At 56.2% G+C, this 20865-nt stretch carries 21 protein-coding genes and 1 pseudogene; 14 read left to right on the top strand and 8 right to left on the bottom strand.

Annotation, left to right across the window (positions count from 1 at the left end; all coding sequences use genetic code 11):
* The first annotated feature begins 55 nt into the window (after positions 1-55).
* The 4 genes from ABD982_RS08885 (at position 56) to ABD982_RS08870 (ending at position 2795) form a co-directional block, all read left to right on the top strand.
* Positions 56-445 carry a heavy metal-responsive transcriptional regulator gene (locus tag ABD982_RS08885; RefSeq protein ID WP_251380247.1) on the top strand — a complete coding sequence of 130 codons (390 nt, stop codon included), beginning with the start codon at positions 56-58 and terminating at the stop codon, positions 443-445.
* A gap of 546 nt (positions 446-991) precedes the next feature.
* A complete protein-coding gene (locus ABD982_RS08880; protein WP_345446575.1) occupies positions 992-1306 on the top strand; it encodes a hypothetical protein in 315 nt (104 codons plus the stop codon).
* 113 nt (positions 1307-1419) lie between these two features.
* Complete coding sequence (locus ABD982_RS08875; protein WP_345446572.1) at positions 1420-1620, top strand: hypothetical protein; 201 nt, start codon at positions 1420-1422, stop codon at positions 1618-1620.
* Between the two features lie 23 nt (positions 1621-1643).
* Positions 1644-2795, top strand: coding sequence for a pseudouridine synthase (locus tag ABD982_RS08870; protein ID WP_345446569.1), 1152 nt, complete (start codon positions 1644-1646; stop codon positions 2793-2795).
* Positions 2796-2846: 51 nt separating this feature from the next.
* Here the strand turns inward: ABD982_RS08870 and ABD982_RS08865 are convergent, their stop codons facing one another.
* Positions 2847-2999: a hypothetical protein gene (locus tag ABD982_RS08865; RefSeq protein ID WP_345446566.1), complete on the bottom strand. Its 153-nt coding sequence runs from the start codon at positions 2997-2999 to the stop codon at positions 2847-2849.
* Between the two features lie 44 nt (positions 3000-3043).
* On the opposite strand from ABD982_RS08865, the gene ABD982_RS08860 reads away from it, so the two are divergent.
* Complete coding sequence (locus ABD982_RS08860) at positions 3044-4297, top strand: glycoside hydrolase family 76 protein (RefSeq protein ID WP_345446563.1); 1254 nt, start codon at positions 3044-3046, stop codon at positions 4295-4297.
* Positions 4298-4310: 13 nt separating this feature from the next.
* Here ABD982_RS08860 and ABD982_RS08855 read toward each other — a convergent pair whose 3' ends face one another.
* Positions 4311-6122 (bottom strand): ATP-binding protein, encoded by a 1812-nt coding sequence (locus ABD982_RS08855; RefSeq protein WP_345446560.1) that lies wholly within the window; start codon positions 6120-6122, stop codon positions 4311-4313.
* Between the two features lie 137 nt (positions 6123-6259).
* Here ABD982_RS08855 and ABD982_RS08850 point away from each other — a divergent pair, with 137 nt between their 5' ends.
* Positions 6260-7783, top strand: coding sequence for a SulP family inorganic anion transporter (locus tag ABD982_RS08850; RefSeq protein WP_345446557.1), 1524 nt, complete (start codon positions 6260-6262; stop codon positions 7781-7783).
* A gap of 127 nt (positions 7784-7910) precedes the next feature.
* On the opposite strand, the gene ABD982_RS08845 is transcribed toward ABD982_RS08850, so the two are convergent.
* Entirely contained in the window at positions 7911-8339 is a 429-nt protein-coding gene (locus ABD982_RS08845) for an organic hydroperoxide resistance protein (RefSeq protein WP_251380256.1), read from the bottom strand.
* A 103-nt stretch (positions 8340-8442) separates the two neighbouring features.
* Here ABD982_RS08845 and ABD982_RS08840 point away from each other — a divergent pair, with 103 nt between their 5' ends.
* The 3 genes and pseudogenes from ABD982_RS08840 (at position 8443) to ABD982_RS08830 (ending at position 11092) form a co-directional block, all read left to right on the top strand.
* Entirely contained in the window at positions 8443-8883 is a 441-nt protein-coding gene (locus tag ABD982_RS08840) for a MarR family winged helix-turn-helix transcriptional regulator (protein WP_345446553.1), read from the top strand.
* A gap of 188 nt (positions 8884-9071) precedes the next feature.
* Positions 9072-10379, top strand: a pseudogene (gene tgt, locus ABD982_RS08835) (tRNA guanosine(34) transglycosylase Tgt); the annotation flags it as partial.
* Between the two features lie 212 nt (positions 10380-10591).
* Positions 10592-11092 carry an SRPBCC family protein gene (locus tag ABD982_RS08830; RefSeq protein ID WP_345446550.1) on the top strand — a complete coding sequence of 167 codons (501 nt, stop codon included), beginning with the start codon at positions 10592-10594 and terminating at the stop codon, positions 11090-11092.
* Between the two features lie 91 nt (positions 11093-11183).
* On the opposite strand, the gene ABD982_RS08825 is transcribed toward ABD982_RS08830, so the two are convergent.
* The 3 genes from ABD982_RS08825 to ABD982_RS08815 form a co-directional block, all read right to left on the bottom strand.
* Complete coding sequence (locus tag ABD982_RS08825; RefSeq protein ID WP_345446547.1) at positions 11184-11645, bottom strand: acyl-CoA thioesterase; 462 nt, start codon at positions 11643-11645, stop codon at positions 11184-11186.
* 117 nt (positions 11646-11762) lie between these two features.
* Positions 11763-13196: an amino acid permease gene (locus ABD982_RS08820; protein WP_345446544.1), complete on the bottom strand. Its 1434-nt coding sequence runs from the start codon at positions 13194-13196 to the stop codon at positions 11763-11765.
* Positions 13197-13305: 109 nt separating this feature from the next.
* A complete protein-coding gene (locus tag ABD982_RS08815; protein ID WP_345446541.1) occupies positions 13306-14757 on the bottom strand; it encodes an amino acid permease in 1452 nt (483 codons plus the stop codon).
* Positions 14758-15896: 1139 nt separating this feature from the next.
* Between ABD982_RS08815 and ABD982_RS08810 the strand changes: the two genes are divergently transcribed.
* Entirely contained in the window at positions 15897-16277 is a 381-nt protein-coding gene (locus ABD982_RS08810; RefSeq protein WP_345446539.1) for a hypothetical protein, read from the top strand.
* Positions 16278-16284: 7 nt separating this feature from the next.
* On the opposite strand, the gene ABD982_RS08805 is transcribed toward ABD982_RS08810, so the two are convergent.
* Positions 16285-16968 carry a queuosine precursor transporter gene (locus ABD982_RS08805; RefSeq protein WP_345446537.1) on the bottom strand — a complete coding sequence of 228 codons (684 nt, stop codon included), beginning with the start codon at positions 16966-16968 and terminating at the stop codon, positions 16285-16287.
* A 245-nt stretch (positions 16969-17213) separates the two neighbouring features.
* Here ABD982_RS08805 and ABD982_RS08800 point away from each other — a divergent pair, with 245 nt between their 5' ends.
* On the top strand, positions 17214-17882 hold the full coding sequence (locus tag ABD982_RS08800) for a TetR/AcrR family transcriptional regulator (protein WP_345446534.1): 669 nt from the start codon (positions 17214-17216) through the stop codon (positions 17880-17882).
* A gap of 4 nt (positions 17883-17886) precedes the next feature.
* On the opposite strand, the gene ABD982_RS08795 is transcribed toward ABD982_RS08800, so the two are convergent.
* Complete coding sequence (locus tag ABD982_RS08795; protein ID WP_345446532.1) at positions 17887-18213, bottom strand: type II toxin-antitoxin system VapB family antitoxin; 327 nt, start codon at positions 18211-18213, stop codon at positions 17887-17889.
* A gap of 142 nt (positions 18214-18355) precedes the next feature.
* Here ABD982_RS08795 and ABD982_RS08790 point away from each other — a divergent pair, with 142 nt between their 5' ends.
* The 3 genes from ABD982_RS08790 (at position 18356) to ABD982_RS11315 (ending at position 19881) form a co-directional block, all read left to right on the top strand.
* A complete protein-coding gene (locus tag ABD982_RS08790; protein ID WP_345446530.1) occupies positions 18356-18898 on the top strand; it encodes a nucleotidyl transferase family protein in 543 nt (180 codons plus the stop codon).
* 306 nt (positions 18899-19204) lie between these two features.
* Complete coding sequence (locus ABD982_RS11320) at positions 19205-19399, top strand: hypothetical protein (protein WP_425570038.1); 195 nt, start codon at positions 19205-19207, stop codon at positions 19397-19399.
* A gap of 119 nt (positions 19400-19518) precedes the next feature.
* On the top strand, positions 19519-19881 hold the full coding sequence (locus tag ABD982_RS11315) for an IS3 family transposase (RefSeq protein ID WP_425570037.1): 363 nt from the start codon (positions 19519-19521) through the stop codon (positions 19879-19881).
* Positions 19882-20865: the final 984 nt, after the last annotated feature.

The following is a 20865-nucleotide window of genomic DNA, read 5'->3' as shown; positions in this document are numbered from 1 at the left end:
CCTTCCAGTACACTAGAAGGTCAAGTCTGGCGATCCCGAAGGAGTTTTGAGTGCCATGCGAATAGGCGAATTGGCGGAGGCTGCCGGCACCACCACAAAAACTTTGCGCTATTACGAATCCATAGGTCTACTCCCACCCCCGAACCGCACCCCAAACGGCTACCGCGACTACCCTGAAAACATACTCTCTCGACTCGATTTCATCCGCCGAGGCCAACACGCAGGACTATCACTCGCCCACATCGGTGAAATTCTCCGAATTCGCGATAACGGACAGACACCTTGCGCCCACGTCAGCGCCCTCTTGACCGACCGCCTCACCCAGCTCGATCACCAGATCGCTGTCCTCATGCAGCTGCGCCAGACAGTCACCCAACTCCACGACGCAAGCCGCCTCGCAGACCCATCAACGTGTCACGCCGATGCCATCTGCAGCAACCTGTGACCACCAGAATCCAGGGTCGGTGTCCACCGATATGCGCAGCGGTCAACATCGGGGTAGCGGCGTAGCAGGAGGACAAGGTGGACAGCCGCTAAGCGGAAGGAACAATCACACTTTTGTATGAATAGCTGCCCTGTACCAGCGGACTATCAAGCGGCCCGTCATGAAGCAACGACGCTGTCGGGCAAAAGAAGCGGCCTGAACATATCAAGCCGGGCGATGCGCACGCATGTCCGGATGACTCGACTCAGAAAACTCACCTCCACCCTGCCACTTCTGAGGTGAACCAGGACCACCACCGAAAACCGCCAAACGAAACTGCGAAATGCCGCCAAACGAAGTCGATAGTTACAATTCTGGGTTGTATCAAAAACGGTTTTTAGGCAGTTTTGACACAACTAGGTTTTGATACAGACTTTTGATACAGGCTATGCCCTGTCCAGGAGTGGAGGCGGGTGTTAAGCTGAACCTGTATCAAAAACGACCGTTTTAATGCACATACTCACCTCAAGGAATCTCTATGGCAACCCGCACCTCATTAGTCACCTTTTGCCTAAGAGCCACACTATTGATAAGGCTGGCGTCGCCTCGGTGATGGAAGCCTCCGTGCGCCTCTTGGAATCTGACCGTACCGGGACAGGGGCAGCCCACGGCGACCTCTACATTTCGTTCGTACCCGATGAAGAAATCGGTCTGCTAGGTGTACGCACCATGGATATGGCCCGCTTCCCCGTGGACTACGCCTACACCCTAGACTCCTGCGAGCTGGGTGAAATAGTGGAGGCAACCTTCAATGCCGCGACCACGACCGTACCGGCTACGAGGCGAAGAAAGACCTACTGCGTAGCATCGCGGAGAAGCTAGCTGATACCAACCCGCGTGCCACCATCACACTGGACATCACCGATGTCTACAGCAATATCGAAGACGCAAAAACCCCGGATAACCAACAGGCAACCGACCGTCTGTTGGCTACCATGAAAAACCTAGGTGTAGAGCCCCTCCCGCTGGCCATGCGAGTCGGCACCGACGGCTCATGGCTCTCAGCCCAGGGCATCTTCACCCCCAACTTCTTCACCGGCGCCCACAACTTCCATTCCATCTACGAGTTCCTCCCCATGCCCTCTTTCGAGAAAAGCTGCCTCATGGTGCAGGAACTCATGAAGCACGAAGGGTAAATAAACTGAGAGAATGGGTAACTATGCGCAGAGTTAACCGCCACCTCAAACCCCAGCCCCTCCCCCAGCGGAACGGCGTTGACGCCGTGAGCTTTGTGTTGCCGGACGCCGCCAACCCGGCGGACGACACCTTCGGGGCAGCAACAGTGCTGGATTACCTTGCTGCGCGTTTCTACCCGCATGCCCGCCCGCTCTTTGAAGAGCGCTTCGAACGTGATGAGGTCAAGGACGCTGAGGGCGGCCCGGTTGCCCCAGATGCTCCCTTGGTGGGACAGAAGATTTGGTACTACCGGCAGCTGGGGCAAGAGCGCCCGGTCCCTTTTGATATGCCGGTGCTTTACGAGGACGAGTGGGTGATGGCGATTGATAAGCCCCACTTTTTACCCACCACCCCTAACGGGTCTTTTGTGGCGCATACAGCGCTGGTCAAGCTACGAGTGAGAGAAAATAACCCCCTACTAATCCCTATTCACCGGTTGGACCGGGCCACGGCGGGTGTGGTGCTCTTTGCTAAGACGCCGGAGGCTCGTGCGCCTTTCCAGACCATGTTTGAGCGTCGTGCTCTGAGTAAGACCTACGAGGCTGTCGCCGCTCCTATCCCCGAGCTAGGAGTGGGAGACAGCATGACGGTGCGCTCCCGCATTGATAATGCCCACGGTCAGTTGCAGGTGGCACAAACCGGCGTGGATTTCTTGCCGGGGGACGTCCCGCCGCTGGCTCCAGAGACCAGGGCGGAGAAACGCAAACGGCATAGCGCCAACCTCCCCTTCACCGGCTTGAACGCTGAATCAAAAATTACCTGCCTGGCAACCTACCCGCGGCAGGACGCCGAAGCCTGGCAGCCGTCCTGCAATGTAAGCCAGAACTCCGCTGGCGTGAAGAAAGAACATGCCCCTGAAATTTTGAGCACCACCGAGCAGCGGGTGCCATCTCAGCTCGCCCACTATCGCCTTGAGCCTCATACCGGTAAAACCCATCAATTGCGGGTGCACCTAGCGGCGGCTGGCGCCCCCATCATTGGGGATGTCATCTACCCCGAAGTTCTGCCCCCGACAGAAACCGATCCGGAGCTTCGTTTACAGCTCCTTGCCCGATCGTTGAGCTTTACCCACCCCATCACCGGTGAGGCGCTCACTATTAGCAGTAAGCGCCGCCTGACGTTAGCGCCCCACTAACAACATCCGGCAGACCGTTCTAGGCTTCAGAAGCTCCAGCATCAGCCAGGATCAGAAGATGCCGGCAATCGAGTTGCCCTGCATCGGCAGAGCTGCGGAGGACAAATACACCCCAACGGTAGAGCGAGCGGTATTGAGCTGAGGTTCCAGTAGGCAGTTCATCACTTCAACCGCTCCTCCACCGGTTCCAGCGGCTGATGGCATCTACAGTTACTCTCGCAAGGCCCACTAACAGGGTCACGGTAAACTTGACCCCAGCACCCAACCCAAAGGACGCTATGGACGCCACCACAGATTTTTCAGTAAAAGAGCTTTCAGCACGCGCGGCGCTCGCCGAGCACTCTGTTCTGCGACTTTTTGGTGGCCGGGCACTAAGCATCCCCGGCACCCTTTTTGGGCGGGTTCAGCACCCCGAAACCCGCGCCCGCCGCAAGCGCGCCGCCGAATGGCATTACTGGTGGCAGGCACATCTTATGGATGCCCTGGTAGATGCCGGCTTCCGCGCCCTCACCAGCGGTGATACCGATGCCGCCGCTGCACATCTGCGCCGCGGGCGAGCGGTGCTGCGCGGTATTCAGGTGCGTAATTACGGCACCTACCCCAACCACTTTTACGACGACATGGCATGGCTAGTTCTGGCTCTAGAGCGCCTCAACCGCCTGGCGCTGGCTGTTGAAGGTAGCGGGGATGCCTTTGTACAGGACGCCGCTAGCCGTCTCTACCGAGAACTGGATGATGCCTGCACAGATGACCTGGGCGGCGGCGCCTTCTGGTCAAAGGCACGGGACTTCAAGAACACCCCGGCAACCGCCCCCATCGCCCTTGCTTTTGCCCGCGCCCACCGGCACGAAACCGCCATTAGCCTGCTCAACTGGCTGCATGCCACCCTCTTTGATGAACAGAGCGGGGTGTACTTGGATGGCCTGCGCATCACCGGCGGTAGCGTCCGCGCCCCCAAAACCCGCCTTGAACGTGCCCACTACACCTACAACCAGGGCCCGGTGCTGGGTGGCTATCTCACCCTGCTAGACGCCGGCGCCACCGATGGCCTGACGGTTGACCCGATAGAGCACATTGAGCAACTGGTGGAGGGCATCGACGCTCATTTCAGCAAAGACTTCACCACCGCCACCGGCGACACCCTGCGCGTCCTCACCACTCACGGTAACGGGGACGGCGGGCTCTTCACCGGGATTCTGGTGCGCTACCTGGCGCAGGTTGCCGCCCACCCCAGCATCCCGGCTGCCACCAGAGATAAGGCGCGGGCACTGATTCTTGCCACCGCCGAGCTCTTCTGGGCAGGGCGCCGGGAGTATGACCCCGATCTTCCCATGAACGAACTGGGCATCGACCCCAACGAAATTCGCGGGCAGGCCGTAGCCCTCTTCTCGCCCAGTATCACCCAGCACATTTCAGAGGTCATCAAGCCCGGCCAGCCGGTGGACCTCTCTACCCAGCTCCAGGTCTGGATGACGCTGGAAGCCGCCGCTCGCGTCCTCTAGTCCACGCTCTAGATCAGTCTGCTAGAGCGATCTTTTGACCAGGTTCGTAACGCCTTTTCTTGCTCTGAGCAGCAGCAGTTGCTGCAATGGTGCCGTTTTCAATCAGCGCATTGATGTCATTAGTAACTGTTGGAGCAGAGGCGTGAATGCCTATTCCAGAAAGGCCTTCCTGAATTTCTGCCCTTGTAAGGCCTCCCTGGCTATTCAAAATTAGGCTAAAAATTTCTGTACGGCGTTCAACAACTCTTTGACGTCGAGCACTACCCCTAAACTCAGTTTCGCGGTTTACCTTCGGCGCTGATTTAAGAGGCTGCTCACCTATGAATTGATCTGCAAGAGAATAGGTACTCCAGCGACGATCATTATGTTTGATAATCAGTCCCTTGTTTACAAGGTCCGACAGCTCTTTCGTTGCATCAGCCGAATGCAAACCCCAAGCTTGTAGATTTTGGTTGCTGGCTCTCCGCCCTGAACGTAGTAAAGCTAAGACTTGACCCTGGCTTTGCGATAAAGAATATCCATCAAATTGACCCAACCAGAGTTTAATCTCTTCTGTCATCAAAGCTGAATGTGGCACAGTCACTTCAACCTCATTCAGATTAACTCTAAACGAGGGCATCTGCATTCCAGCTTTACGCAAGGACACAAAGACGCTGGGAATTCCAGAACCTCGATTTTCAGCCACCATGTACCCTGTCTCAGGCATAGAGACATTCGAAAGGATGCGGGCTAGTACAGCGTTACGTGAGGAAGAAACACCGTTTTCACCAAACTCAGCCGGGTCCACATTTCCATAAATCCCACCAGGGCTTCGAACAACAAAACGGTCAGGATAAAGCTCTACTTGGACCTGAGTACCACGTGCTTGTTCAGAGTAATCCCTATGTAGTAATGCGTTAGCCAATAGCTCTCTAATAACCTCTAACGGGTACTCATATCGGTTTTCCCGTCCCACCCCGTCCGATACAATCACTGATCTACTCCGCATACTTCTACGTAAAATACGAATCGCATCATTGATAATGTATGGAAGTGGACCGGAACACTGTTGGTTATCGAGGAACCTAGCACCATCTTCAGCTGCTTCCCCTTTAACAGAAGTAGGTAATACAACAACAGTTACATCTAACTGGGGAAAGAAGCTTTGCGGGTAATCGCCAAGTGCTAGCAGACCAGCAAGGCTTGGAACAAAACCTGAGGGAGACTTTACAAGTACGTTAGCGCGCTTTAACGCTTCTTCATCACTCAGCCCTTCAAAGGCACGCGGTTCACGTTCTCTAAGGATCTCGATAAATCTGCTAGTTAGACTCGTATCTAAATCTTCTAAAGTTGCACTTTCAACAGCGCTGCGGTCGTGCACAGGCTGACTCTTATTTTCTAACAACCGATCAATTTCATAATGGCTAAGTTTTCGGTCTCCTTCACCCGGCCGTGTGTAGGAACCGGCATAGCGACCTTTCGATGAGACATAAAAGGGCTTATTAGAAGGGTGCCCTTCCTCCACATCAATACGCACCACCTTCTCACCGGTTGCCAACAAGTCGATGCTTACTTCAGCGGATACCGGAGGGGTAATGCTATGCCGTATAAAATCTTCTGCCTGTTGCATCGTTCGTTCAGGGTTAAAATCAGGAACAGGAAAAGCGCCCTTCGAAGGATTACTGACGCCTAACAGGATGGTTCCACCTGTATCGTTAGAAAAGGCAGACAAAGTCTCAGACAATGACTTCGGTACGCCACCCACTGCTTCTTTCAGTTCAAGCTGAGCACTTTCGTGTCCGCGAGAGCGGACCATCGAAAGAAGCTGTTCTGTAGATTCTTTCATCAATCATCCTAATATCTTCATCATGACAACAGTTATTAAGATGATGCAGGTTTCATTAAAATGACTGACGGATTCTCTACCTGTACCCAGGTGAACTAAGCAGTCCCATATCTTCCCTGAATATCCCAAGAAATCAGATGACACCTTCACCACGCACTGCCTCCACACTTACCCCTGAAGAACGCCAGTCTGTTTGGCGCACCCTGCGTAACCCCCGCTTGCTGCTAGTGGAGCTGTTGGCCGGCGTAGTGGTGGCGCTGGCGCTGATCCCTGAAGCGCTGGCTTTTGCGGTGGTGGCGGGAGTTGACCCGCGTATGGGGCTTTTCACCTCGGTAACTATGGCGATCGTTATTGCTATCACCGGCGGACGCCCCGCAATGGTTTCTGGTGCAGCAGGCTCCACTGCCCTCGTGCTGGCGCCGCTGACCGCCAGCTACGGAGTGGACTACCTCGTTGCAGCGGTGCTCCTGGGTGGGTTGATGCAAGTTCTCCTCGCGGTTCTTGGTGTTGCTCAGCTGATGCGCTTTATTCCCCGGCAGGTCATGGTGGGTTTTGTGAACGCCCTGGCCATCCTGATTTTCTCTTCCCAGCTGCCTCAGCTCATAGGAGTGCCCTGGGCAGTCTATCCCCTGGTAGCCGTGGGTCTACTCATCGTGATTTACCTGCCGAAGCTGACCACCGCCGTCCCCGCGCCTCTGGTTGCCATTGTGCTAATCACCGCTTTCACAGTTTTCGCTGGGGTCAAAGTGCCCACCGTAGGTGACCACGGGGCTCTCCCTGATTCCTTGCCTGCTTTCTTTATTCCTGATGTTCCCTTCACCGGAGAAACCCTGCAGATTATCGCACCCTTTGCGCTGGGGCTTGCCATGGTGGGGCTGGTCGAGTCGCTCATGACCGCCAAGCTGGTAGACGACATCACCGACACCCACTCAGATAAAACCCGTGAATCCTGGGGTCAGGGGGTAGCCAACCTGGTGACCGGCCTCTTTGGTGGCATGGGTGGCTGCGCCATGATCGGCCAGACCATGATCAACATCAATGGTGCCCGGGCCCGCACTCGCCTATCGGTATTCTTTGGCGGCGTCTTCATCCTGGTACTGTCTGTGACCCTAGGCGATATTGTTGCTCTGATTCCCATGGCTGCTCTCGTGGCGCTGATGATCGTGGTCGCAGCAACTACCTTTGACTGGCATTCCATCCGCCCCGCAACCCTGCGCGTCCTGCCGAAGGCAGAGACCCTGGTCATGGTATCCACCGTGCTGGTGACGGTACTGACCGATAACCTTGCCTACGGTGTGGGGGCCGGTATTTTGGTAGCGATGGCCTTCTTTGCCCGCCGGGTTGCACGCTTTGTGACCGTTGAGCGCAGTCTCGAGGCTAGCAGCGACAGCGGGCAGAACGCCGCCCGCGCGGTTTACCGGGTGGACGGCCAGCTCTTCTTTGCCTCGTCCAACGATCTCTACACCCTCTTTGAATACGCTGAGGACCCTAACCAGGTAGTTATTGACCTCAGCAGTGCAAACATCTGGGATGCCTCTACCGTTTCAGCGCTGGACGCCATCACCGCTAAGTACCAGAAACTGGGCAAGACCGTTACAGTCGTTGGGCTGAACACCACCAGTGAAGATTTACATGGCCGGCTGACCGGCCGGCTGGGCTAACAGTACCGGGCTAGCAAAGTAAGAAACACCAACTGGAAAACCCCAGGATCTCACGTGCAAAAGTGAGCCTGGGGTTTTCTTGCGATACGGTGATTACTTTCCCTGCTGGGGCAGGGAGGAAGAAGTTTTAGTCGTCGGTGACGATAACGTCCACGGGAATGTTGCCTCGGGTTGCATTGGAGTAGGGGCAGACCTGGTGCGCGGCGTCCGCGAGCGCCTGAGCTTCTGCGTGCTCCATCTCAGGAATGACGACCTCAAGCACTACGGCCAGGCCGAAGCCTTCGCCCTGCTTACCGATAGAGACCTTAGCACCAACAGCTGAGCCTTCGATGTTCTTCTTCTGGGCACGGGCTACCATCTGGAGCGCTGAGTGGAAGCAGGCTGCGTAACCGGCTGCAAAGAGCTGCTCGGGGTTGTTGCCCTTACCGGAGCCGCCCATTTCTTGGGGGACAGCCAGGTTGGCTTCGAAGCTACCATCGGCGGTGCGCACGTGCCCGTTGCGCCCTTCGCCCGTGGCGAGGGCTTCGGTGGTGTAGAGAATTTCTAGATTTTCCATGGGGTTCTCCTTCAAAAGAAAATAGTTATTTGATTGTACACAATCTAGTTGTACACAATCAATCTGTCTTGCTAAATAATTACGCGCAATCTATGTTAAGGGTATGACTTCCACCGATACTTTGGCGCTTGATAACCAACTCTGCTTTTCCCTCTACCGGGCGCAACGTCTCATGACCCGCACTTACCAAGACCTTCTCAAAGAATTAGGGCTGACCTACCCCCAGTACCTGGCGATGCTGGTGCTCTGGGAGACTCAGGGCTCTGTCACCATGAAGGAATTAGCCGCCCGCCTAAAGTTGGACTCGGGAACCCTTACGCCGCTGGTTAAGCGCCTGGTGGCCATGGGCCTGGTCAGCAAAGAGCGGGACGTCGCGGACGAGCGCCGTACCATCCTTCTCCTGACAGATGCCGGAGCTGCCTTACGGAGTCAGGCGGAGAAGGTTCCAGCTCAGATTTACACTCTCTGCAACAGTGAAGGGCTAGACCTTCACACGGTAAAGGGCGAACTGGATGCCCTCTCTCAGCACCTCTCCAAGCGCTAAGCGCGGCGAAAGCGGGTACTCGGAGGGCACACCGGCGGCGTCCTGCGTCGGCACCACCAGAGGCAACAGAGCGCCCCCAGCAAAAGCACCGCTAGAACCGTATGCCGCAGCGGGGGGCAGGGTCGTGGCGCAAGTATGCAAGGGCTCTCTTCACAGGCTCAGAGTACGCCCAAACCACACCGGGTAGAATGGTACCCGTGTCTCATACCGAATTTTCTGATCCCAGCTTTTCCTTCACTCTCGGCAAGCGTCTGAGCGAAACAGCCAAGCCCAGCGCCGAGCGCGTCGCTGCCAACGGTGGCGAGTTCCGCGGGCGCACCGGCGTCATCCATACCCCGCACGGAGACATCAAAACTCCCGCTTTCACACCGGTTGGCACCAAGGCAACAGTCAAGGCTGTTCTACCCGAAGCTATGAAAGCCCTGGGTTCCCAGGCCCTGCTCTCTAACGCCTACCACCTCTACTTGCAGCCCGGCCCCGATGTGCTGGACGCTGCCGGCGGCCTGGGTAAGTTCATGAACTGGGATGGCCCTACCTTCACCGACTCCGGGGGTTTTCAGGTGATGAGCCTGGGTTCGGGCTTCAAGAAGGTCATTGACATGGGCACCGTCGCCAACGCTACCGGCGCTGACGGCCGCCCCCTGGGCGACGATGACGTTGCCACCGGCAAGGAGCGCATGGCGCACGTGGACGATGACGGGGTCTTCTTCAAGTCCCATATTAACGGTGATATACACCGCTTTACCCCCGAAGTTTCCATGCAGGTACAGCATAAGATCGGTGCGGACGTCATGTTCGCCTTTGACGAGCTGACCACCCTCTATAACTCCCGCGCCTACCAGGAAGAAGCCCTGGAGCGCACCCGCCTCTGGGCGCTGCGCTGCATCGCTGAGCACCAGCGCCTGACCGAAGAGCGCTCCCACAAGCCCTACCAGGCGCTGTTCGGCGTCATTCAGGGCGCCCAGTACGAGGACCTACGCCGCAAGGCCTGCCAGGATTTAGGTGATATGCCCTTCGATGGTTTCGGTCTGGGCGGTGCCCTAGAAAAGGAAAACCTGGGCACAATCGTCCGCTGGTGCGCCGAGGAACTGCCCGAGAACAAGCCTCGCCACCTGCTGGGCATCTCTGAGCCCGATGATATCTTTGTCGGTATCGAAAATGGCGTGGACACCTTCGACTGTGTCTCCCCCACCCGCGTGGCGCGTAACGCCGCGGTCTACACCCCCGACGGGCGCTTCAACCTGACGAACGCCCGCTACAAGACGGACTTCACCCCCATCTTCGAAGGTTGCGACTGCTACACCTGCACTCACTACACCAAGGCCTACATCCACCACCTCTTCAAGGCGGACGAGCGCCTCAGCGCCACCCTGGCATCCATCCACAACGAACGCTTCATTGTGAAGATGGTGGACGACGCCCGCGAGGCTATCGAAGACGGCACCTACTTTGAGTACCGCGACGAATTCTTGCGCCGCTACTACGCCAAGAAGGAAGCACAGCTCAAAGCGCAGGAAGAAGCCCAGGCACGCAAGGCCGCCAAAGAAGCCGAGCGTGCGTCAGCGGCCCAGGCGCGCTGGGAAGCTAACGCCAAGGCAAAAGCTGAGGCAGAGGCGAGACGCGCGGCTGAACCTAAAACTCAAGCCGCCGACGCAGACTCACCCAAGATTTCAGAAGTAACCAACCAGTCAGAAGATGAGGCATCAGCATGAATCAGTTTGAACTCGAAGACCTAGACCCAGCAGAGGTGCTGACCTACCGCCATGAATTCTCGGCAACCCCCGAAGAAATTTACGGCGCCTTCCTCGATCCCAAACTCTTCGTGCAGTGGTTTGGTCCCAAGGAGTGGAAGGTCATTCCCAGCACTCTGACCCTAGAACCGGTGACCGGCGGCCGCCAGCAGTTCGTTATGCGCCACACGGTTAACCCCAAATACCAGGCACCCATGTACATGCGTTTCATTGAAATGAAAGAACCAAGCCTCATCGAATACCGCGAAGCTCTGCCTACACCTCAGGGTAAGCCCAGCGATACCCTGGTAGGTCTGCGCATCTCGATGGAGCCCGGCACCGCCGTGACCGAGGACGGCGTGGGCGAAGGCACCATCGTGACCCTAACCCAGGGCCCTCTGCCCCAGGCTGCCCAGGAGCACTCCCGCGAAAGCTGGGTGGGTTCATTTGCATCCTTGGCAGAGTTGCTAGCCCGTTAGGTTTCTGAGCGAGACACCAAGCCGCCCCAGCGTCCGTAGTTTCAGGTAATCTGCGGACGCCGGGGCAGTTCTCTAAGGTTTAGCCGGTGCCTTAGGCGGTATATTCGGCCAGCAGGTCACGTTGCTCTTTGGTCAGGCGGGTCAGCCTCTGGTGGGTTGAATGATAAAAAGCCAGAACGGTTGAGCCGCTCACGCAGTGGGTACCGGTCACCGGGTCAAAGACTTCGTACGTCACGGTCACAGTGGCGGGAGTGACGGCGGTAAGACGCACTTCGATGCGCACGGGTTCGCCACGGTACTCTAGCTGTGCGCGGTATTTGATGTGGTTTTCAGCAACCAGCGCCTGGGTTCCCTCTTCAAGCTCGCTAAAGAGCGGGATAAGCGCAAGTGCTGACCCCTTGCCGGAGGACGGCGGAGCACCAAAGACCGCGATACGTGCCTCTTCTAGAATCTGCAGCAGGGTAACGTTATTGACGTGCCCATAGGCGTCCATATCGCCCCAGCGCAGGGGAATGTGGACGGTCAGGACGGTGGACTGAGCTTGGGTGGTCATGCTTTAAGGATAGTGCGGGGCTTGCCAACACAGACAGTGAACGCAGCTTGAAGACCTAGCGATCCATTGATAACTACGGTCTATATAAAAACCATTCTCAATTACAAGTAGTTGGTACTACCGTCTGTCCCCCGCGTGAGAGGCCACAGCGGCGTCCGCTTCAGCAAAAGCCTCCTCATGCCCGGTATGCGACCGCTTAACTACCCCAAAGTAGATCATGGTGAGAATCAAGAAGTAACCGATACCTATGGACGCAGGCAGCGCATTACCGCTACGGGCAAAGAGAGCAGCCCAAATAGCCAGCAGCAAGAGCACGCCGATGCCGGCGGTTAGGCGCCCACCCCACATACGGAAGGCGGAAGAATTACCCTCAGCACCCTTGTAGGCAATGTAGGCAAGCAGAATCAACACCCATACCGTGAGCGCACAGACCATGGTCAAGGTCATCATCATGCCGAAAGCCCCACCGGGGTTAAAGATTGCCAGTAACATCGCCAGCACCACACCTGAACAGGATGCCCACATGGCACGCACGGGGATACCGCCACCGCTTACCTTCCCCAGAGCGACAGGAGCCATTTTCTCAGCAGCAAGGGAGTGCATGAGACGGGTGCCCGCGTAAAGGTTGGCGTTAGCCGCTGATAGAGCTGCCACCAGAATGATGAAGTTGGTAATACCGGCAATGGCCGGCACACCAATTTCAGAGAAGACCAAAACAAAGGGGGAGGCCTCAACGGAGCCGTCCAGCTGAGCCGCCCGCTGCCAGGGAATAATGGAGACCACAATGAAGAGGGAGACCACATAGATGGTGGCTAGACGCCACATGTTGGCCTTAGTGGAGGCTCGCACCGAACGCACCGGGTCTTTAGCCTCCGCTGCAGAGATAGACAGCATCTCAATGCCGCCGAAGGAGAACATCACAACGGCTAGAGAGAGCCAGACGCCCTCAATACCCATAGGCATGAAGCCGCCATCATTGGTGAGATGAGCCGTGCCAGAGGCCTCATGCCCGGGGAAGCCGACAAAGACCAGAGCCAGGCCCACGAGCACGAAAAGCAGCAGGGCAATGACTTTAATGGAGGACAGGAAGAACTCCATAGTGCCAAAGTACTTGACGCTGCGGATATTCAGCAAAATGATTGCCACACCAAAAACAGCGATGCCCACCCAGAGCGGAAGGCCAGGCCACCAGTACTGCAGGTAGGCACCCACCGCGACCAGCTCAATACCGGTAATAATGGCGGTAACGGTCCAGTAGGCCCAGCGGGTCAGGTAGCCAGCGTAAGCACCCAGGTAGCGGCCGGCAATAGAGCCGAATCCGCCGCGTACGGGGTAGCGGACCGCCATTTCACCGGTTGACGCCGCAATGATGGCAGCAACCAGCGAACCAATCGCGTAGGAAAGAATAACGGCGGGGCCAGCTAGCGCGATAGCGCCGCTTGAGCCCAAAAAGAGGCCGGTGCCCAGCGCTGAGCCCAGAACAATCATGGTCATTTGGCCGTGTGTCAGCGAGCGCTTGAGGCCGGGCTGGTGTGTGTGAGACTTTGCCACGGTATGCCTTTGCGTGTAGGTGTGGTGCAAGAGAACGCCGCCACCCGGCTCTCTGCCGGTGGGCAGGGGCGGGCGGCGGCGTCCTTAGTGATAAGAACTGTGTCTAAGTTTAGCTCTTCTTGCTTGCTGCGGGGATCTGTGAAGTAACGGTGCGCACCTCTTCGAAGGCGTCCTCGCTGGTTTGCACGCCCTTGTTGACTCCGGCGAAGTAGAGCACGGTAATCAGAGCGAAGAAGCCCAGGCCCACGCTGACGGAGGTGAGCATGGTGCTGCTGACGAAGAACATGGCGATGAAGGTTGCTAGCACGCCCGCCAGTGCCACCAGAGCGGTTGCGCTACCGCCGAAAACGCGGAAGGGGGAGGCGTTGCCTTCCTTGCGCTTGAAGGCGATGTAGGACAGCAGAATCATGCTCCACACCACAAGTACGCACACGGTCACCAGTGCCATCATGTAGCTGAAGATGTTACCTACGCCCGAGATCGCCATGACCACAGCGACCACAGCACCCACCGAGGAGACGGTTAGTGCAATGGCGGGGATGCCGCTACCGCTGGTGCGGGAGAGCACCTTAGGTGCCATGCGTTCGTGACCCAGGGAGTGCAGCAGTCGGGTTGCTGCGTAGAGGGCAGCATTAGCGCCGGAGAGAGCTGCGGTGAGTACCACGAAGTTGGTGATACCCCCGATGTAGGGAATGCCCAGTTCGGTGAAGACCATCACGAAGGGGGAACCTTCAATTTCACCGGTGAGCTGGGAGGCGTTGCGCCAGGGGATGATCGCAACAACGACAAAGAGGGAGAGCACGTAGAAGGTGGCTAGACGCCACATCATGGCTTTAGCTGAGGAACGGACCGAGCGCACCGGGTCCTTGGCTTCTGCCGCCGAGATGGAGATAAGCTCAATACCGCCGAAGGAGAACATGACCACGGCGAGTGCCAGCCAGATGGAGGCGGGGCCGTTGGGCACAAAGCCACCGTCAGCGGTCAGGTTAGCTACGCCGCTGGCATCCTGGCCGGGTAGGCCTAAGAAGACCAGGGCTAGACCGAAGATAATAAAGAGGATGACGGCGCTGACCTTGATGGAGGAGAGGAGGAACTCTACGGTACCGAAGGATTTTACACTGGTGAGGTTGAGCACGAAGATGGCGCCGCCAGCGATGAGAACCCAGATCCAGAGGGGTGCCTGGGGGTACCAGTAGGCCATGTACTTACCCACGGCTACGACCTCTGCGCCTGCTAGGGTCACGGTGGTCATCCAGTAGGCCCAACGGGTGAGGTAGCCAGAGAAGGGGCCCAGGAACTTACCGGCGATGGTGCCAAAGCCACCGCGCACAGGGTAACGCACAGCCATTTCACCGGCACAGGCGCCGATAATGGCCGCAATGAGAGAGCCGATAGCGTAGGAGACGATGACTGCCGGGCCAGCGATGCCGATGGCTGCGCCTGAGCCCAAGAAGAGGCCGGTGCCAACAGCAAGCCCCAGGGCAATCATGGTCATCTGCCCATTGGACAGTGAGCGGGCGAGCTCGCCGCCCTGCTGAGTTCCGGTCGTGGATTGTGCCATGAACGAGCCTCACCTTCAAAAGAGTATGTATGTAATGAACCGCAAGTTTACACAGGTTTGCCCTGTAGAAACGTGCCTTGCTAAAAGTCCATTATCCAGTGAGATACAGCTCACTCCCTTGGCTGTCTGTGCAGGCTCTTGGGTCATCAGAACCGATTGCCTGGCGATGTAATTATATTGAGCATCTATAGAAGTAGAGGCTATTAGCCGACTAGACAGACTAGACAGCAACTATTGAAAGTTAAGCAACCTGTAACTCTTATCAGAACAACCAACACAGTTGCTCACATATGAAATACCCCTTCCCGATGAGTGCACCCCACATTGAAAAATAATTGAATCGATATCATAAATAACTCTTGCCAGGCACAGAGCGAATCAGTACGGTAAGAACTAAATAATCCTCTTGATCCCCTCTGTTGCCCATGCTTCTCCTGCCCCCCATATTCTGACTCTTTAATGACACCTGAATTAGCTTCTACATGACCAGAAACAACTGAAGTTGATGCTGATTCAGCAGTCGTTGAACGCTGGCTCAATGAAGGCACGCTCCCCGCTACCAGTGACTATTTTCAAACAGACGGTCCAACTGTGCAGTATATTGAAGCGCCGCTATCAACCGGAACAACCTTTCCATCTGATGCATCAGCTACACCGGCACTAATGGCAGCCTCCGGTACAACCTACGGCCCATGCACCCTGACGCCAGAGTATCTGCACTTGAGGGCCTCGGGAAATTACGGCACCATTGGGTACAAGACCAGAACAACTTGTAGTGTCATCGTAGAAAGTATCCGTCACGATACCGATTTGCGTTATAAATCCGCTATTTGGTGGTTAAAGGCTGGGAGCACCACCTCCAGCTCAAATAGGCAACAACGCACTCTCTACCAACAAAATGTGGCATTCCCCTGCAAGAATAAAAACAGCACAGTGTGGGCTGGTACTACCGTAGGAACAATCGTGCATCAGGGAAAGACATACTATGCACGCGTCTACCCGCCCACGAAAACTGATAATTGCGGAGTCTAAGCATGTTTAGACAACTGAAGCACCTAGTCAGAATGGTGACCTATGAGGATGGAAAACCACCACCGGTTCTGCCCCTTTTCCGCAGGCGCCCTTTTCAAGGGGCAGACGTGAGCGTCCAACTGGTCTTTATTGGGGAGTTCACTTCTAACTACAATCCGATAGTGGGAGTTGTTGCCGATGAAGCCACTGCCCTAAAGCTATTTCATCGCCACACAGAACATAAGATTTCCTGGGAACAAATTGCTGTTTCGGATGCCACCGAGACACCTGCCCCAGGCTCACTTCTCTGGGTTCTCATCCAAGGTGGCCCGTTGAGCCCCACAGCATACTCCAACCCTTCACCGGTCGCCGCCTATGCAGACAAGGGCAGAGCCCTTGAAGAGATAGCCCGCAGAAAACAGTTATACGGGGAAGAACTTCTGCTCTGGCGCGTCCCCTTGGGCACCATTGATTTCACAGCACCAGACTGGTCTTATGCCGAGGCTTAAAATGCCCCTAAACCTGTACCCCGTAGCTGGGTTCGCGGCGCTTGAACCAGGCAATGACCGGGTAAGTGATGGGTAGCAGGATAAACTCAACGGCGCACTTATAGACGTAGCCCACCAGCACATAGTTGAGGAATTGGGAGAAAGTTGTAATTCCGAGAATAGGGGCGGCAATGGAGCAGAAAATGATGGTATCTGCCAGCTCGCCCACCAGGGTTGAACCCATGAGACGGCCCCAGAGATGCTTGCCGCCGGTTTTTTCTTTGAGTTTTACCATCACCCAGGAGTTCAGCAGCTGACCGGTTAGGTAGCCCAGCAGGGAGCCGCCCACAATGAGAGGCACGGGGCCTAGCACAGTAGCCAGGGCGTCCTGGTTTTCGTAGAAGTCAGCGCCGGGCAGGCTGATGAGCACCCAGAAGCTCAGAGCTGCCACTGCTGCCGAGATAAAGCTGGTGATAATCGCCCGGCGCGCAAGACGGAAGCCGTAGACCTCACTGATGATATCGCCCAGCACGTAGGCCAGGGGGAAGAGGAAGAAGCCGCCATCGGTGAGAATAGGCCCAAACGCCACGGCCTTGGTTGCCCCGATGTTAGACAGGATGAGCAACACACAAGAGGCTGCTAGCAGCAGATCAAAGTAGGTGCGGGCTGGGCGGGCAAACTGGACGCCAGAGGGTGAGGGTGAAGATGTCATAGTTTTCAAAGAGTTCGGGGACGCGTTAACGCAAGGGCGCACCGGAACACTGGAGCAAGCACGCCAAAGAAGGCAGAAGCCACCCTTTGTAGGGGGAAACTACTGCGCTTATTCTTGCGTGCCCATCTGCCACCTGGGCGAAATAAGCCTAGCAGAACGCATCCTAAAAACATATTTACTGACACACCAGCCAGCTTTGTCACCTAAGAATAGGTTTTGCTGACAAACCTTAGTAGAGTGTCATTATGCCTAGAATCTCAGCAGCCTCTAATGCCGCCCAGCGCGAGAACACCAAGCGCGCCATCCTCGACTCCTTCGGTCGCTTACTCTATGAACGCGGGCTGCCGGGTCTTACCATGACCCACGTTGCCAAGACCGCCGGCATTGGCCGCACCGCGGTTTACAACTACTTCGCTGATATGGGCGAGCTGCTGATTGCCTACGCCCTCGATGAAACGGGCCGCTTCCTCACCGACTTACGCTCAGCCTTAGAGGGCGTAGAGAACCCCATTGACCGCCTGGCAATCTATGTGCGCCTTCAGATTGAAGACCTTTCTCGCCGGCACATGCCCCCCGGTCCCGCCATGCGTTCGGTTCTCTCCCCTGAAGCTTTCGCCAAACTGGGTGACCACGTGCGCGAGCTGCAGATGGTCCTGGCCGACATTCTTTCGGCAGCAATCGAGCAAGGTTACCTGCCCAAGAACGATATTCGAGAGCTAGCGCAGTTGGTTCACGGTTCACTATCATCGAGCGCCGACCGCACCGACGACGCCGAAAATCACGAGGCTCGTGAGCGCCACATTGAGAGCACCATCCGCTTTATCCAGATGGGTCTAGGGGCCCGGTTTGATGCAGAAGGACGCCCAGTTCCGCTATCTGAGACTCCTCACCTTTATCTGGCAGAAGCGTCCTAGAGTTCTACTGCTCTGCCCCGAGGAGGCCGGGGGCTAGCGCATCGAGGTTGAGCACACGGGCATACATGACAGCCCGGCGCTGCAGAGCGGTACGTAGCGCCCGGTGCACCCCGTCCTCGAGGTAAAGTTCACCGCGATACTGCACGACGTGCGGGAAGAGGTCACCGTAAAAGGTGGAATCTTCAGCTAGCAGAGTCTCAAGGTTGAGGTGCTTCTGAGTGGTCACCAGACGGTCTAGGCGCACCTGTGAGGGAGCTATGGAGCCCCAGCTGCGCTGGGTAAGCCCGTGGTCGGGGTAGGGGCGGTGATCGCCCACGCCTTTGAAAATCATGGCTCTATTCTAGGGCTCAGCACTGACCTCTAGTAACTTCGAACCCCCTGGCTCGATCCGGTGGCAAGGGCGCGCTTTAAAGTCTTGAAGTATTCGTTGATTTTGTGGTGCCTCAAGTGTTTAATCAGGTCAAGAAACTCTAGTGCGCTCAGCGCCACCTTACAAGGCCGCCATGCTCTATAAGAAACAGCTCAGCGGGGCTTCAGTGGGAGTGGTGATGGGTTCATTTGCGCCCATGCACCGCGTACACATCGATCGCATTTTGCGTGCCAAAAAACAAAATCTAGGTGGCGCATTAGTAATCGTTACCGGCAGTTCTCAGGACGCCGGTGAGCTAGCGGGCATGAAGCACACCAAGCGCTACCGCTACATCTCGGAACACTTCAAAAATGACCCGCTGGTTATTGTGGCTTCCCTCGATGAGACGGGGCTATCGGTGCAGGACCGTCTGACCCAGGTAAAGGAACTATGGAATACCCATGTTGCCGCCGGCGCAGAGCGTGTCTGGTACGCAGGAGCCAGCAATCATGCCGGTTCTTTGCCCCTCAGCCCAGGTGAGCGTCTAGTAACCGACAGTAAAAGCGCCGTGCATCTTTGCACCGCTATTGTTCGTGATAACCCTCTAGCTCACTGGGATCTTCTTGCCCCTCCCTTCCGCCGTTTTTTACCAAGAATGCGTTGGTGATGGGCGTAGCGTCCGGCGGAAAAACCACACTGGTTGAAGACCTGGGCAAGCTCTATAACGCCCCCTATTCCTTTGAGAGACTTATTCATAGGGGGGTCAACACCCCCACCAATTAGACAACGGCCCCACCTAGCGGGCAACCTTGAGGATAAATCATCACAAATATTCTCAAACCACACCGGGAAAGACCGCTGCCACACCAGCGTACAACTGGCCTCACCGCCACGCAATTCGCCATGCTACTAACAGCCCTGACTGAACTGCCCCAGGTTTTCTTCCGTTTGAGTAGATAGGAAAATCAGGAACATGCCCAAGAAATTTGACCAGGATACAAAGGATCGGGCGGCCCGCCTTGTTCAGGACCACATCCTGGCCGAGGGTATCTCCATACAGGAAGCCTGCAAGATCGTGGCCCCCAAACTGGTTGTCTCGTGGCACACTGCCCGCCAATGGGCGCAGGCGGCCCGCCGCGAAGGCCGGGCTGCTGATCCCTTGACCTGAAGATCTCCTTGCAGAGGTAGCCAAGCTGCCTCGTGAGAATCAGGAGCTTCGCGACACGAACGAGTCGTTGAAGGCCGCCTCAGCTTTTTCGCCTCAAAACTCGACCCCAAACATCGGAAATGATCCAGTTCATCGATGAACACCGGAATCGTTTCACAGTCGAGTTCATCTGTCAGACGTTGAAGAGCAATCGGCAAGGTGGCTTTATTTCCTCACGCGGATACCGTCAGTCAAAAGCCCGAGGATTAAGTGCCCGCAGCCTTGGCGAGGTCGCATTGACAAGGCATATTGCCCAGGTCCATGAAGAAAACTACGCAGTCTATGGTATCCGCAAGATCTGGCATGCTCTAGGCCGTGAAGGAATCGACATCGGCCGTGAGCAAACCGCTCGCCTGATGCGCCTTGCTGGAGTCAGTGGAAAAGGTAAAGGCCGGTTGCCTGTGACAACTGGCAGGTCCAAGGGGCTCGGATCATCGCCCTGACGTGGTGGGCCGTGACTTTCGTGCCCCTGGGCCGAATCGGCTTTGGGTAGCTGACATTACCTGCCTCCGTACCAGTAACGGGTTCGTCTACACCGCTTTTGTCACCGATGTGTATTCCCGTAAAAATTGTCGGATGGGCATTATCCGATACGATGCGCGCGGAAGCCTTGCCACTGCAAGCACTCAACCAGGCGATTGTATGCGCAAAGGAAACAACGGGACTGATTCACCATTCAGACCACGGCTTGCAGTATGTGAGCATTGTCTAGAATGAGCGCCGTGCTGAGCATGGAATCACTGCCTCTATTGGGGCAGTCGGTGACTCCTACGGTAATGCTTTGGGCGAGAAGGTCAACGGTTCTTATAAGAATGAGCTAATTTATAGGTGGTCGTGGGCTGAGGTGGTTGATGTTGAGGTCGCGGCGTTTGAGTGGGTTTTGTGGTGGAAGGAATCAGGGCTTGACCAAAGTCTTGGTTACCGTAGGCCGACAGAGGTGGAAGCAGGGTTTTGGACTGGCAGTCCAAGATCACGAGAGAGTAGAAATTCATGGCGAATGTCTAGGAATAAAACCCGGGGCACTTCAGGTGAGCCCGGTTGTACGCTGGTTGGGCAACGGTCTCTCCGGTATGGCTTGAGGTTAATTCTGGCGATTTAATCCTCTTATTTTTGCCGCTGGTGGGGCTGTTGTTTCTTGGTGGGATGGGGTGTGGTTGCCCCCCCTTATGAATAAGCCTCGGTGTTGTTGAGGAGTTGGTTTCACCCAAAGAAGTGTGAACCATCAGATTCAAAGGTAAATGCAAGCGAACCCCTTCCTAAACACACTCTGACGTGGTATTTTATAAGTGTCCAGAATCAATGAGGCTTATTCAAAAGTCCTCCCAGCCGCATAAAACACCAACCCCCGAACCACCGCAAACACCCGCCCATACACGCTCAGCGGCCGCCGGAAACCTGTATGCAAAACCCGCCACGTCTTGACCTGC

This window comes from Rothia endophytica, from assembly GCF_039543885.1.
In the GTDB taxonomy this organism is placed as follows: domain Bacteria; phylum Actinomycetota; class Actinomycetes; order Actinomycetales; family Micrococcaceae; genus Rothia; species Rothia endophytica.
The sequence above is the reverse complement of the archived record's forward strand: the minus strand, read 5'-3'. Positions and strand labels throughout refer to the sequence as shown.